General features: G+C 42.5%; 15 protein-coding genes and 1 other annotated feature. All 15 genes read right to left on the bottom strand.

Annotated elements, in window-relative coordinates; translation table 11 throughout:
- Positions 1 to 19: 19 nt before the first annotated feature.
- Positions 20 to 1,078, bottom strand: a complete 1,059-nt coding sequence (locus AC1Z3S_RS12040) for a HAMP domain-containing sensor histidine kinase (protein ID WP_461740558.1) — start codon at positions 1,076 to 1,078, stop codon at positions 20 to 22.
- On the bottom strand, positions 1,078 to 1,749 hold the full coding sequence (locus tag AC1Z3S_RS12035) for a response regulator transcription factor (RefSeq protein WP_461740557.1): 672 nt from the start codon (positions 1,747 to 1,749) through the stop codon (positions 1,078 to 1,080). The genes AC1Z3S_RS12040 and AC1Z3S_RS12035 overlap by 1 nt, the downstream gene beginning before the upstream one ends.
- Positions 1,750 to 1,789: 40 nt before the next feature.
- On the bottom strand, positions 1,790 to 2,302 hold the full coding sequence (locus tag AC1Z3S_RS12030; protein ID WP_461740556.1) for a hypothetical protein: 513 nt from the start codon (positions 2,300 to 2,302) through the stop codon (positions 1,790 to 1,792).
- Positions 2,303 to 2,389: 87 nt separating this feature from the next.
- Positions 2,390 to 2,563 (bottom strand): hypothetical protein, encoded by a 174-nt coding sequence (locus AC1Z3S_RS12025; RefSeq protein WP_461740555.1) that lies wholly within the window; start codon positions 2,561 to 2,563, stop codon positions 2,390 to 2,392.
- Between the two features lie 67 nt (positions 2,564 to 2,630).
- Positions 2,631 to 2,912: a hypothetical protein gene (locus tag AC1Z3S_RS12020; RefSeq protein ID WP_461740554.1), complete on the bottom strand. Its 282-nt coding sequence runs from the start codon at positions 2,910 to 2,912 to the stop codon at positions 2,631 to 2,633.
- 564 nt (positions 2,913 to 3,476) lie between these two features.
- Positions 3,477 to 4,175, bottom strand: coding sequence for a hypothetical protein (locus tag AC1Z3S_RS12015; RefSeq protein ID WP_461740553.1), 699 nt, complete (start codon positions 4,173 to 4,175; stop codon positions 3,477 to 3,479).
- Positions 4,168 to 5,253, bottom strand: coding sequence for a DUF3810 domain-containing protein (locus AC1Z3S_RS12010; protein WP_461740552.1), 1,086 nt, complete (start codon positions 5,251 to 5,253; stop codon positions 4,168 to 4,170). The genes AC1Z3S_RS12015 and AC1Z3S_RS12010 overlap by 8 nt, the downstream gene beginning before the upstream one ends.
- 122 nt (positions 5,254 to 5,375) lie before the next feature.
- The gene (locus AC1Z3S_RS12005) at positions 5,376 to 5,927 is read right to left on the bottom strand and encodes an NYN domain-containing protein (protein WP_461740551.1); all 552 of its coding nucleotides are present in this window, start codon (positions 5,925 to 5,927) and stop codon (positions 5,376 to 5,378) included.
- Positions 5,924 to 6,814, bottom strand: a complete 891-nt coding sequence (gene rlmB, locus AC1Z3S_RS12000; protein ID WP_461740550.1) for a 23S rRNA (guanosine(2251)-2'-O)-methyltransferase RlmB — start codon at positions 6,812 to 6,814, stop codon at positions 5,924 to 5,926. Before rlmB ends, AC1Z3S_RS12005 begins: the two co-directional genes overlap by 4 nt.
- Positions 6,807 to 7,202: a Mini-ribonuclease 3 gene (locus tag AC1Z3S_RS11995; protein ID WP_461740549.1), complete on the bottom strand. Its 396-nt coding sequence runs from the start codon at positions 7,200 to 7,202 to the stop codon at positions 6,807 to 6,809. Before AC1Z3S_RS11995 ends, rlmB begins: the two co-directional genes overlap by 8 nt.
- Positions 7,199 to 8,611 (bottom strand): cysteine--tRNA ligase, encoded by a 1,413-nt coding sequence (gene cysS / locus AC1Z3S_RS11990; RefSeq protein WP_461740548.1) that lies wholly within the window; start codon positions 8,609 to 8,611, stop codon positions 7,199 to 7,201. The genes AC1Z3S_RS11995 and cysS overlap by 4 nt, the downstream gene beginning before the upstream one ends.
- Positions 8,608 to 9,135, bottom strand: a complete 528-nt coding sequence (gene epsC, locus AC1Z3S_RS11985) for a serine O-acetyltransferase EpsC (RefSeq protein WP_461738092.1) — start codon at positions 9,133 to 9,135, stop codon at positions 8,608 to 8,610. Before epsC ends, cysS begins: the two co-directional genes overlap by 4 nt.
- 111 nt (positions 9,136 to 9,246) lie before the next feature.
- Positions 9,247 to 9,531, bottom strand: a binding site (T-box leader).
- Entirely contained in the window at positions 9,528 to 10,985 is a 1,458-nt protein-coding gene (gltX, locus tag AC1Z3S_RS11980; protein WP_461740547.1) for a glutamate--tRNA ligase, read from the bottom strand. Its footprint overlaps the feature before it by 4 nt.
- Positions 10,986 to 11,267: 282 nt before the next feature.
- The gene (locus AC1Z3S_RS11975) at positions 11,268 to 12,392 is read right to left on the bottom strand and encodes a PIN/TRAM domain-containing protein (protein ID WP_461738090.1); all 1,125 of its coding nucleotides are present in this window, start codon (positions 12,390 to 12,392) and stop codon (positions 11,268 to 11,270) included.
- Between the two features lie 111 nt (positions 12,393 to 12,503).
- Entirely contained in the window at positions 12,504 to 13,871 is a 1,368-nt protein-coding gene (radA, locus tag AC1Z3S_RS11970) for a DNA repair protein RadA (RefSeq protein ID WP_461740546.1), read from the bottom strand.
- Between the last annotated feature and the right edge of the window lie 136 nt (positions 13,872 to 14,007).

Genomic DNA, 14,007 nt, shown 5'->3' with positions numbered 1-14,007 from the left:
CGGCTTTGCTCCTTCGTATTTATTCTTTACTTGATGGTAGTTTGACGATAAAACGACTGCCTTGCCCCAGCTCGCTGTAACAAGTAATCTCGGCCTGCAGCAATTCTAAAACCTGCTTCACCAAGGCCAAGCCTAGCCCGTTTCCTAATTGCTTTCGTGAAGAATCCCCTTGATAAAATTTATCAAAAAGATGCTGTAGGGTGTGGCTATCCATGCCCACACCAGTATCACTGATTTCGACAATAATATGCTCGCTGGTGGAGGTTTGCTCAATCAGAATTTCTCCTTGATTATGAGAAAATTTAATAGCGTTGGCTAAAATATTCCGCCAGACTAAGTTCAGCAAATTGCGATCCAAGTCCACCAAAGCTCGATCTTCTAATTCGACTTTTACCCGCAGTTCTTTTTCATCAAAGAGGGATTCAAAGGATAAAATAACCTCAGAGAGTTCAGTAACTAAATTATAAGGTTGGCTTTTAGGAATGATGCCCTGATTTTCCAATTTGTTTAACAATAAAATATTGGTGATTGTGTCAGTCAACTCGTCAGCTGCCTTGATAATAACTTCAAGATGTTCTTTCTTTTCAGCTTCCGTCAAAGGTGCAGACTCCAACGCCTCTGCATAATTTTTAATAACAGCCAATGGTGTTTTCAGCTCATGGGAAACATTGGAAACTAAATCAGATTTCAAGGTTTCTAACGAGCCTAATTCTTTGACCATTACATTAAAATCAGTGGTCATGCGGGCTAAATAAGGATTACTCTTTTGGGTCAAATTAGGGTCGATGTAAATTGAAAAATCACCAGCCGCCACTTTTTTTGAGGCCTCCGACAAAGCCGCAATCGGTCTATCATAGGCCCGATATTTTCTTACTGTTGAATAGACGCTGACTAGTGCCGCAATCACAAACCAATAGATAAAATACCAACCGGCATTCTCCACGGCAACTGCCAGCGAAAATTCATTCCCCTGAATCAGACCAGGAACAGAACCGATGAACAATAATATCACGAAAGTCCGAAAAAAACCGCCCATATCAAAGGGCAGAATTTTTGATTTTGATGCTAAAATTTTCATCAGCGGGCCACCGCCTTGTAGCCGACTCCGTAAACTGTTTTGATTTCAAAAGTCTCTACTTGAGAAAGCTTGTCCCGCAATTTAGTGATATAAACATCCACTGAACGCAAGGTTGAATCACTCTCAAAACCCCAAAATTCATCCATCAATTGAGCTCTGGAGAAAGCTTGGTTGGGATTGCTTAGCATCTTAAATAAAAGATTAAACTCCCGATTTGTCAGCTGAATTTCTTCGCCGTCATTCAAAGCTGTCATACTTTTTTTGTCTAAAACAAACTGACCCAGCTCAATTTTTTGCTCGCTGGAAATATTCACTCGGCGCAGGATGGCTTCAATCCGCCAAATTAATTCTTCAGGATTGACCGGCTTCACCAGATAATCATCAATCCCAATACGAAAGCCTTTTTCCTTGGACAAGGAATCATCGCGAGCGCTCATAAAAAGAATCGGAATTTGCTTGTCCAAAGCCCGCACCATATTTGCAAAGGCGAAGCCGTCGATTTCCGGCATCATAATATCAGAGATAATCAAATCAAAATTTTGATTATCCAGCGCAGTCAAAGCCTCATTGGCCAATAAATAACCCTGAGCTTGGTAGCCATGCTGCTTTAATACTTCCAAAATAACTTTATTGAGACGGGTATCGTCCTCCACCAGTAAAATCTGCACCATCGTTATTCACCCCGTTTTTACCTCTATTATATGTCATCCATCACAAAAGGCGGCTGCCTTTTTGACAAATTTCATAAATTAAATCGAAATCAGCCTCGACCTTCGGCTGCAGTTGTTGCCTTTTGAAAGCTTTTACCTTCTGGTGAGCAAAGTAGACGCCAAGCCAAGCGGCAAAACCCGGCACCGCAAAAAGAATACTCTTCAAAATGCTGCCATCTGTCACCGCAAAGACTGAGAGGGCCATAAAAGCACAGCCGAGAATAAATATTGAGACTGCTATCAAGTTAGGAACGGTTTTTTTGCTTTTCTCAACATGTTGAATATCCACTACAATACTGTCAAACTGGCGTTGCAGGCGGGTTAGCTCCGCCTTATTTCTGATTTTTCGATTGCGTTTAAATTGCAAAACTTCTTTTTGCCGAATTTTCTCACTGCGTTTATCCAGCAGCTCCCAGCCAAAGTTTTGATAGCCATCAATATAAATAGCCGTCACAGCTGGCTTCAAAACGATATACAGATACTCGTAGCCGATAAAATTTTTCTCCTGCTCCATTTTGCTCTCCTCTTTCAAAAAAGGTTATGTACAGGCGACTGGTTGAAAATTTTCTCCATGCCGCCAATAATAAAAGATATGATTCTGTTAGTCTTTTTCTTCTAAAAATTTGTCAACAAACTTCTTTTCAATCCCTTTGTAGGTGTCCAAAACGGTATCTTCAATTTTTTGATAGCCGTCAACCACCGTTTTTTCAATTTTTTTATTCGCATCAATTAATTTCTTTGCTGTTTTAGGTGTTTTTAATTTGTATTCTGTCATGATAAATCGCTCCTTGTATTTAAAATTCTATTTCTATTTAAAAATTACTGATTCGTGTAAACAAAAATTAGTTGCTGGATAATTTGTATCTTTTGGTAATTTTTATAAAGGTAAAGGTCGCTACCATCGCCAAAACTAGCGAGCCAACCAGCGCCGGTAAAATTGAAATTCCTAATACCATTGGACCATAAATCAACAATTGATTGGCCGCAACTGCCCCCAACGCTCCTAATAATAAATTGATAACCCACAACACAGTGCTGCGTTCCTTTGCGACTAAATCTACCACCAGCGTCCATAGTCCTGCGATAATGATTCCCACGATAATACTTACAATAGTTATACTCATTTTAAATTTCCTCCTAAAGTTATTTATGTTTTTTTCTAATAATTAAACCTGTCACTAATAAACCAACGCCAATCGTTACGATTGTAGCTACCTTCTTATTTACCATTCGAATTCCTCCAAACTTTCTATCGCTCTTAGCTACAAGATGAATATAACTGGAAAATGTCACCAAATTGTTCATGAATTGTTGCTAAAATATTAAAATGATTTTTATGTTAATTTTTAAAATAAACTTGAGATAGCTTTTGAAAGCCAGACAATTACACCAATCATTTCAACACCTCCTTAACTTAATCAACGGATGTGCTACGCTACTTAAGCTATTTCTTAAAATAAAGCAGTTTCCGCAAAGAATGGTGAAAGACATCCTCTACAAAGCTGAGCAGCACGACTATCATGCCCGAAACAAGCGCTAAAGCTATCATCCTCATAACCTCTTTTCATTGTTTTCTATGGCTCTAGTTTACTGAGGGATTATTTAAGACTTGTTCAGGAATTGTTTTGGAAATGTTAAATGGCAGAAAAAAATCCTCACAGCAAAAGTTGTGAGGATTTACTAAGTTTTTATTGCGCTAATTTCCCACCAACCACAGCCAACATCTGTCTCGGATTGGTCAGCATTAGCAAATGATTTTCCGGAGTAATGGCTGTCATTTTCACTCCTGTAATGGGCACACTAGAGAAAACATAACTAGCACCAAGAGTCAGCTGCTGCAAAATTTCTGCAGGATTAACACCGCTAAAGGCTGACAAAGCCTTTACGTAATTGTGATTAGAGGTGGTCACTCGTAGCTTTTCCGTTAAATTATCCAGTGCAATCTTTACCAATTGTGAATTTTCTTGATCAGTTTCGTCTAAGACGGTATTCAAGTAGGCTTGTTTATCGGAAAATTCTTCGGGACGTTCGGCAAACAGCGCAGGAATTGCTTCTTTTTCCGGCAATTGTTGAAAGCCATCAATCAAAATCAACGGATTGCTCATGAAATTTTCCTCTAAAAAGCTGAGAAGAACGACGGTCCCAAAAGATGCTGAGATAATCACGGTTTCCGATGTCAGCTGTTCGTCCAGGTCACTGAGCTGAGTAAGAAAATCAGCCTTACTTGCTAGCTGTTCTAAATTTTCGTCTGTATAAGTGAGATAAGCAATCCTTTTAGTAGGAAACTGCTCGGTCACAAATTGCCAGACCGAGGCCTCCCAGCCAAGGGGCCCAATCAATAAGATATCTAACATATAATCACCATCACTTTCAAAAGAATTAGTCAACTTCCCGCCGCTCCGCCAACATCAGCTCCACCATTCGGCCATAGCTGGTGATGCCATCGCTTTGGTTGTTGGCCTTTAAATAAGTGTCATTGACCTTGGTAGAAACATGATAAAATAAGCCACGATAATTACTCAAATAGGCCGCATAATAGGCTCGGTCCTCCTGCACTTTTTTAGAAAGATTTTCTCTGATGGCCGTAGCTTGTTCAGTATCGACCCGATTTAAAGCCGAGATAGCGTGGTTGAAGGCTAATGACAATCCGCTGTAATTCATCAGCGGATCATCAACTTTTTGACTAGCCAGATACGCGATAAAATTAGCTTCATCTTCCCGCATAAAACCACTTTGATGTGCCAGCTCGTGGGCCATTGTTGAAGGAATCATGTAAAAAGGCACCTGTTTGTTAATATTGGACTCCATTGTAAATGGAAAAAAGACACCGGAAATTCCCGCCTGTGACATCACTTCTGATAATAAAACCGGCTTGGGCTTAGAATATAAGGAGCGCTCCAGCACTGGATAAGTTTCTGCCAAATTCGCTATTGCCGTCACCGAAAGTTCTGCATAGGCTTCAAAATCCTGTGAAGAATAAATATCCTCCGGTAATTGGGCCCGAACCGTGTCTAATTCCTCAGCTAAATCGAGACAGAGCTGCTGCAACTGCGTTTCATCGGTTTCCCCTAACGTATAACCCGTGTAATAAGTAAAGGTTTGGCGATAATAATTTAATCCGCACAAAGCCGTAAAAACAAAATAGACCATACTGAAAATTCCAAAGCCAGTTGCTAAGGCTTTATAAGCAGTCCAGCTCCGATGACCTTGGCCCTTGATTATTTTGCGAATATAATAAATCAGTAAAGCGACAACAAAAATGATAAATAGCACAACCACCCACTCTGTTAAAGAAAACGAGACTAATGATGGCAAAAAGCCGACGACAGTGGTCAGCTTGGGATAAATAGTTAAACTATAAACCTGCTCTGTCCAGACGGGATTAGCTTTGGCATACTGGGTCAACAGGAAGGCCAAAATGCCCGGAATCAGCCACAGCCAACGTTTTATTAAAAATTTCTTCATAGATTCCCCTTTGATATAGCGTTCTTCGTGCTTTTATTTTACAACCTGTAGGGAGGGTCTTTCAATCAAAAAAATTCTAGAAGCAACTCAAGCTAGTTGAGCGGTTTCTAGAATTTTATTGTTTACTTTTTCTTTTTGCCTTTAGATGGCTTTTTTTCCATCAAGTCATGCAGCTTTTGGTTTAATTCCGTCAGCTGGTTTTCATTCCACGGTGAGTTGCGGCGAAAATCTGTGAAATGTAAATCGGCGGTATCTTTTTTGATATAATTTTCGGTTTTTTGGATTGTTTTATAGAGCTCATGGGCCGATGTTCGCAGTGCTCCTTGAGAAAAGACGACCCACTGCTCCGCCATATCACTGGTGGCAACGGTAACCTGTGTGGCGATGGTATTTAATTCCCCCGCCACCCGTTCAATATAGCTGTCGGCGGTTTCGTTTTCTTTGGTGAAGACCACCGTCAGCTGATATTTTCGATAATCCTGTTGAATCCCAGGAACCAGTTGAGCATCAAACACGACAATAATTTCAAGGCTTTCGTATTTAGCATAATTGGAAAGGCGATTGAGTAGCGCCTCTCTGGCATCCTCCAGCAAATCTTGTTTTTTAAGCTGCACCAATTCCGGCCATGCGCCAATCATATTGTAGCCGTCAACAAGTAATAATTGCTTTTTCACGACTGACCACCGCCCCGTTGACTAAAGGCTTGATACATCAGCAAGCCGGCAGCCACACTGGCATTTAAACTTTGAACGTGGCCGGTCATCGGAATCGTCAGCATCTCATCGACTTCTTTTTTCAAGCCTTGACTCATGCCCTTGCCTTCATTGCCGATAATCAAAGCAATCGCTCCGTGGGCATTCCATTTTTGAAAATTAGTGCCCGTCATATCCGTGCCAAAAATCCAGAAATTTTTCTCCTTCAAGCGCTGAATCGCCTGACTCAAATTGGTTACTCTGGCAATAGGTACATATTCCACGGCACCAGTTGAAGCCTTAGCAACCACCGGCGTGATGCCGACAGCCCGATGCTTAGGAATAATCACACCGCTCACACCGCTGGCATCCGCCGTCCGCAAAATCGAGCCAAAATTATGGGGATCTTCGATGCTATCTAAAATTAAGAAAAATGGTGTCTCGGTTTTAGCTAAAGCCTGCTCCAATAATTCTTCTAACTCCAAATATTCATAAGGTGTCGTGGCTAAAACGATACCTTGATGGACACCAGAGCTGCTCCAGTCATCTAGTTTAGCCTTGGGGACCCATTTGACTGGGACGCTATGTTCTTGAGCTAGTTCTTTTAAACGCTGAATCTTTTCCCCCTTGGCATCCTCCTGCAAAAATAATTTATTGCCTTTGCCCTGGGTTAGAGCCTCCACGCTGGCGTGGTAGCCAAAGGTAAAATCTGCGGATAATTCAGCCGGTTGGTCAGCTTGATTTCTGTTGGGGGCTTCGTCATTACGGCGATTGCGCTTGGCAGGTTGGTCATTGCGTTTGCGCTGATTAGCACCGCCGAAATTTTTTGAACGCTGGTCATTTTGGCGTTTTTCTGGTCGTCTAGCCATTGGTCTCCCTCACTTTCTCAATGCACCATGCAATTAATTCTTCAAGGCGCTCTTGTTGTTTAGTTAAATGCAGATAGCCCATCAAGGCTTCAAAGCCGGTGGAAATCCGGTAGGTCATCACATCGGCATTTTTGGCGGTCGTATGGCTTTTGGCATTGCGGCCGCGTTTGTAAAAAAGAATTTCTTCTTCTGTCAGCAGGTCTGCTGCCAGTAATTCCTCCATCAAAAAGGCTTGAGCCTTGGCGGAGACATAATTTGTCGCCATATGATGCAATTTATTAGGACGGGTTTGCCCCTGCTCGACTAAATAATCACGAATGTAAATTTCATAAATCGCATCGCCGACATAGGCTAGTGCCAAACCGTTTAATTGTTGATAATCTCTCATGCTTCTCTTCTCCAGCGCACTCCCTGTGGGGTGTCTTCCAAAATAATTCCTTGCTCCTTCAACTGATCGCGAATTTCATCACTGCGGGCAAAGTTTTTATCTTTGCGGGCCTGATTGCGCTCTTCAATCAACGCTTCAATATCGGTATCCAATAATTCAGCTTCTTTAAAGAAAATCCCAAAGACCGCCAGCATTCCAACGAAAACCTGCAAGCCTTTTGTTAAACTGGCTTGACTAGCTGTGCTAGCTTCAAGATGGGTATTCAGCCACTTCGCTAAATCATAGACCACCGTGATACCGTTGGCGGCATTAAAGTCATCATCCATCTCTTGAATAAAGGCCTCTTCAAAGGCGGCAATTTCCGCTAAGCTGGCAGAGGTTGCTGTCTCAGTTGCAAAATCCTGCTGCAAACGGAACTGCACATTTTCATAAGTGTTCCGTAATTTTTGTAAATTTGCGGTGGCTTCTTGTAGCGTAGCTTCACTATAGCGAATCGGCCGACGATATTGCGTCGTCGCCATAAAGAAACGCAAAATTTGCGGGTCAATCCGCTGTATCATCTCATGGGCAGTCACGAAATTCCCCAGCGATTTACTCATTTTCTCATCGTCATCGCCGATGGTCACGTACCCATTGTGCATCCAGTAATTGGCAAATTTATGGCCGGTCTTGGCTTCACTTTGGGCGATTTCATTTTCATGATGGGGAAATTCTAAATCTTGCCCGCCACCATGAATATCAATCGTGTCGCCCAAATGTTTCGTCGCCATCACCGAGCACTCGATATGCCAGCCGGGGCGTCCTTGTCCCCAAGGCGACTCCCAAGCAATCTCGCCAGCTTTGGCACTTTTCCATAAAGCAAAATCCAGCGGGTCTTCCTTTAAATCCAATTCAGCGCCAGTCCGTTGACTCGCTCCGACTTCTAATTCATCAATACTCTGGTCACTTAATTGTCCGTAATCTTTAAATTTCCGTGTGCGATAATAGACGTCGCCACCAGATTCGTAGGCAAAGCCTTTGTTGACTAAGACTTCGATAAACTCAATAATATCGGGAATATGGTCCATCACCTGCGGGTTTAGCGTCGCCGGTTTAACATTTAAAGCGGCGGTGTCTTCTTTAAAGGCGGCAATAAAGCGCTGGGCTACTTCTGGAGCAGACAATTGCAATTCTTGAGCCGCCCGAATAATTTTATCATCCACATCGGTAAAGTTTGAGACATAATTGACCGCAAAGCCGCGGTATTCAAAATAGCGGCGAATCGTGTCAAAGGCTACGGTACTGCGGGCGTTGCCAATATGGATATAATTATAGACGGTCGGTCCGCAGACGTACATCGCCACCTGACCTTCTTTTAATGGCGTAAAAATTTCCTTTTGGCGACTCAAGGTATTATAAATTTTAATCATTCAACTTTCTCTCCTTTAATCCTGACAACTTTGGCTGGAATGCCGACAGCCGTTCCATAATCGGGAACATCGGTAATCACTACGGCACTGGCGCCGATTTTGGCGGCAACGCCAATCGTCACCGGTCCCAAAACTTGGGCATGGGCTGAAATCATCGCTCCTTGTTTGATAGTAGGATGACGCTTGCCTTGGTCTTTGCCGGTACCTCCCAAGGTCACCCCGTGAAACAAGACAACATCGCTTTCCACCACCGCTGTCTCACCAATCACCAAGCCTGACCCGTGATCAATAAAAACGCCGCTGGCAATCTCAGCTCCCGGATGAATTTCAATACCAGTGATAAAACGCCAAAACTGTGCGTTGATTTTAGCTAATAAAAATCGCTGATGGCGATATAAAAAATGTGACAAACGGTGAAAAAACAATGCATGGACACCGGGGTACGTCAAGACAACTTCAGCTGTCGAACGTGCTGCGGGGTCATTGCGCTTGACTGCGGCAATCGCTGCTTGCCACCAACCCATAACTTTTCCTCCTTTTAACAGAAAACTACCTATCTTTGCTTCTTAACCAACAAGACCAACAAGCTTGCTCAAGTCATTTAACCGCCAAAAAACACGCCTTCAGAATAAATTCTAAAAGACGTGTTTGAACGTGGTTCCACTTTTTTTTACGAGTTGCGCCAATCATTAAATTGAAAGCTCCGCTAGAAAACAATTCCTTTAAAAGAATGTCTCACGGGCTTCCCTTAAAACTGAGTCACAGTCTCGCCTCAAGTGGATAACGGTCACTGCCGTTTTTGACTACTTTTCGTCAAAACCATTCCGGGATGCACTTCACAAAAATTAACTATCTGTTTGCAGCGCCACAGACTCTCTGAAAATTAATTTTTTGCTACTTCTTCCCTTCAAAATGTTTAAAGGACTTGGTTTAAATGGGCAAGAACTTTTTCTTTGCCTAATAATTCAATTGTATCGGCTAATTCAGGGCCATGCATTTGACCGGAAACAGCCACGCGAATCGGCATAAAGAGATTTTTCCCTTTGACGCCGGTTTCTTTTTGAATGGCCTTGATTGCCGCTTTAATTGTCGGCACATCTAAGACTTCCATTGATTCTACTTGATTTTTGAAGGCTTGTAAAACAGTTGGCACTGTTTCGCCAGCTAAAACCTCTTTACTAGCTTCATCCAAGACCGGATGTTCAATAAAGAATAAGTTAGATGCTTCCACGATTTCTGCCGCATAGCTCATTTGCGGTTGATATAAGCTGACAATTTTTTTCAGCCACTCTAATTTTTCTGCTGAAACAGGTTCCGTTACCCGGCCATCAGCAATCAGATAAGGAATGGCCATATCAGTTAAAGTATCTAGGTCCAATTCCTTCATGTAATGATTGTTGACCCACTCTAATTTTTTGCCATCAAAGGCTGCTGGTGATTTACTCAAGCGGTCTGGGTTAAACATGGTCACTAATTCTGCTTGGCTGAAGATTTCGTCTTCGCCGACTGGTGACCAGCCTAATAAGGCGATAAAGTTGAACATCGCTTCTGGCAAGTAGCCCAGCTCCCGATATTGCTCAATAAATTGCAGAATACTTTCATCCCGCTTGCTTAACTTTTTACCCGTTTCAGAATTAATAATTAATGTCATATGGCCAAAGATTGGTGCTTTCCAGCCAAATGCCGCATAAATCATTAATTGTTTTGGCGTATTGGCGATATGATCATCCCCCCGTAAAACGTGGGTGATTTCCATTTCGTGATCATCAACAGCTACCGCAAAATTATAGGTCGGCATGCCATCGCGTTTTTGAATCACAAAATCGCCACCGATATTATCGGATTCAAAGACGATTTCGCCTTTGACCATATCTTCAAATGTGTAAGACGTATTTCTCGGCACTCTAAAACGGATTACCGGTTGTAAGCCTTGCGCTTCTTTTTCCGCTTGTTCCTCTGGGGTTAAATTAGCACATTTGCCAGAATAATGAGGCATTTCGCCGCGGGCTTTTTGTGCATCCCGCTCTGCTTCCAACTCTTCTTCTGTACAATAGCATTTATAAGCCAAATTGCTTAATAACAAATGGTCAATTAATGGTTGATAGATATCCTTCCGTTCTGATTGACGGTAAGGACCGTATTTGCCGGGATTTTCTGGCGATTCATCCCAATCCATGCCTAACCAGGCTAGGTTTTCTAGTTGGCTTTTTTCGCCATCTTCAATATTCCGTTTTTGATCGGTGTCTTCAATCCGAATAATAAAATCGCCATCGTTATGACGGGCGAATAAATAATTGAAGAGTGCTGTCCGGGCGTTCCCAATGTGTAGGTGGCCAGTTGGACTTGGTGCATAGCGTACACGTACTTTTGACATGAATTTTCCTCCTTAGTTAATCTGTCAGACCAGCAGTCGGTCATGATTTTTTTGTATTGCCAACGTCAGCTTTTGTAAAAAAGCTGGTTGAAAAGTTGGCAAATAAATCGTAAATCCCAATTTCTTCCACTGATATTCCAGATATTTGACAGCCGGTTGCACTGTCTATCTGCAAGCAAACGTGCAAAGGTGGCGACAAACTTTTGAATGAATGTCCTAGCCTCTGCGCTCCATCTGCATTTTACCCTCTTCCTAATCATTAGTAAAGGTCAATCAACTGTGTTAACTCTCGTCATTTTTTTCATTGATGCCCCGACCAGAATGGGCCGGTTTGGCAAAAATCATCCGGCCAGCTGCTGTTTGCAGGGCGCTGGTGACAATGACATCAATTTGCTCATTCATATAATGTTGGCCATCTTCAACCACGACCATCGTGCCGTCATCCAGATAAGCGACTCCTTGCTGGCGTTCTGTTCCGGCCTTGACAACGAGAACACTCATTGCCTCTCCCGGAATCACCACTGGTTTCACGGCATTGGCCAAAGCGTTGATGTTCAACACCGGCACATTTTGAAATTCAGATACCTTGTTTAAGTTGTAATCATTGGTAACGACAACGCCGTCTAACAGTTTTGCCAATTTAATCAGCTTGCTGTCTACTTCGGAAATATCTTCAAAATCACCGTCGTACATTTCCACATCAATGCCATCTTCTTTTTGTAATGCGTTTAAAATATCCAAGCCGCGGCGGCCGCGCACCCGTTTTAAGCTGTCGCCGGAATCGGCAATGTACTGCAATTCATACAAGACGAAATTTGGAATTAAAATCGTTCCTTCTAAAAAACCAGTCTTCGCAATATCGTAAATTCGGCCATCGATAATCACGCTTGTATCAAGAATTTTATATTTGTGGAAAAAATCCTCAGCCTTGCGATCCAGCATTTGTCCTTCAGCACTCTCATCCGCTTTTTTACTGCGGGGGGTAAAAATCTTGCGCCATTCTTCAATCCGAGTCGTTCCCACCCGAAAACCTAGATAGCCAAAAATTAACATCAAGATAATCGGCAAAATACTGTTGATCACCGGAATTTCAATCCGGTACAACGGTGTCGAAATAATGACCCCCAATGTTAGGCCGATAATCGCCCCAACAGCTCCAAATAATAGATAGGTTAAACTTACCTCGCTAATCTCTTTTTCGATGCGGCGAATCAGGCGAACAATGTATTTTGCGAAAGCCAAAGATAATATAAATAGAATAATGGCACCAATCAGGCTGTTCGTAAAATGATTGTTCAGCCAATTATTATCTTGTTGGCCTAGCATCTGCCAAAAAAACGGCAAATAGGAAAATCCCAAGCTAGCGCCAATGATTGCCATAATCAGCGAAATCATTCTCTTTTGCATAAGCTACTCTCCTCGTGTCTGTCTTTCAACTTATTTTTTATAATCAAGCTCTGACTGCTGAAAGCCCGCGGACCAATCTGGCTGCCGCCTTTCAGCAGAGGGCTGATAATCTTAATTAAAAACTTTTTTCAATGTTTCAGCTAAAGTGGCGACACCGATAACTTCGATGCCTTTAGGCGGCTGCCAACCGCTTAAATTATTCTTGGGCACATAGACTTTGGTAAAGCCCAGCTTTTGAACCTCTTTAATCCGCTGTTGAATATTGCTAACCCGGCGGATTTCACCGGTCAAACCAATTTCTCCGATAAAACATTCTGTTGGCTGCGTCCCTTTTTCTTTATAACTCGAAGCAATGCTAACAGCTAAGGCTAAGTCAATCGCCGGTTCATTTAATTTTACACCGCCGGCCGCTTTTAAATAAGCGTCCTGATTTTGCAATAGCAGCCCAGTGCGTTTTTCTAACACCGCCATAATCAGAGAAACTCGATTAAAGTCCAAACCAGTAGTCGTTCGCTTAGCATTGCCAAACATTGTTGGTGTGACCAAAGCTTGGATTTCAACTAAAATCGGTCGGCTGCCCTCCATTGTCACAACAATCGCTGAACCAGTGGAGCCCGCCAGACGTTCCTCTAGAAAAACCTGCGAGGGATTCGCTACTTCCTCTAAACCATTTTCATGCATTTCGAAAATGCCGATTTCATTCGTCGAGCCAAAGCGATTTTTAACTGCCCGTAAAATTCTAAAGGTATGGTGCTTATCCCCTTCAAAATATAACACAGTGTCCACCATATGCTCCAACATGCGGGGCCCGGCAATCGAGCCCTCTTTGGTGACGTGCCCGACAATAAAAATCGCAATACCATTTGTTTTGGCCAACTTCAATAACTCTGCTGTCGTTTCCCGAACTTGACTGACACTGCCGGCCACACTGCTGATGTCCGGTTGGGTCATCGTTTGAATCGAATCGATAATCACATAATCCGGAGTCAAATTTTCAATAGCTCGACTAATTTCATGCATATCCGTTTCTGGGTATAAATAAAAATCACCCTTACCATTACCAAGACGGTCAGCCCGCATTTTAATCTGCTGGGCACTTTCTTCCCCTGAAACATACAGCACCTTGCCACCAATTTCTGCCAACTGTTGAGAAACTTGCAGCAATAGCGTTGACTTCCCAATACCCGGATCACCACCGATTAACACAAGGGAACCCGTCACCACACCACCACCCAAAACTCGATTTAGTTCTTCTAAATTAGTTTTAATGCGGGGCTCTTTTTTGGTGGTCACTTCTGTTAATTTTTGCGGCTTGGCTTTTTCGCCGGTTAAACTAGTCCGCACCCGGCGATCTGTTGTATCTTGTTCAATTTCTTCCACTAAAGTATTCCATTCACCACAGTTAGGACAGCGTCCCAAATATTTCGGTGAAACATACCCACAATTTTGGCAGACAAATTGCGTTTTTGCTTTTGCCAAAAGGATTCCTCCTAATTCGATTTAAGGTAATAAATTTTTTTCAAAAATTTAGTTTTATCTTCGTACGCATATCATTCCACTAAATAGTTACAGCGCTACAATTCATTAAAAATTAAAAAAGGTTCTTCTATCGTTA

This window comes from Enterococcus sp. LJL90, from assembly GCF_056924355.1.
The sequence above is the reverse complement of the archived record's forward strand: the minus strand, read 5'-3'. Positions and strand labels throughout refer to the sequence as shown.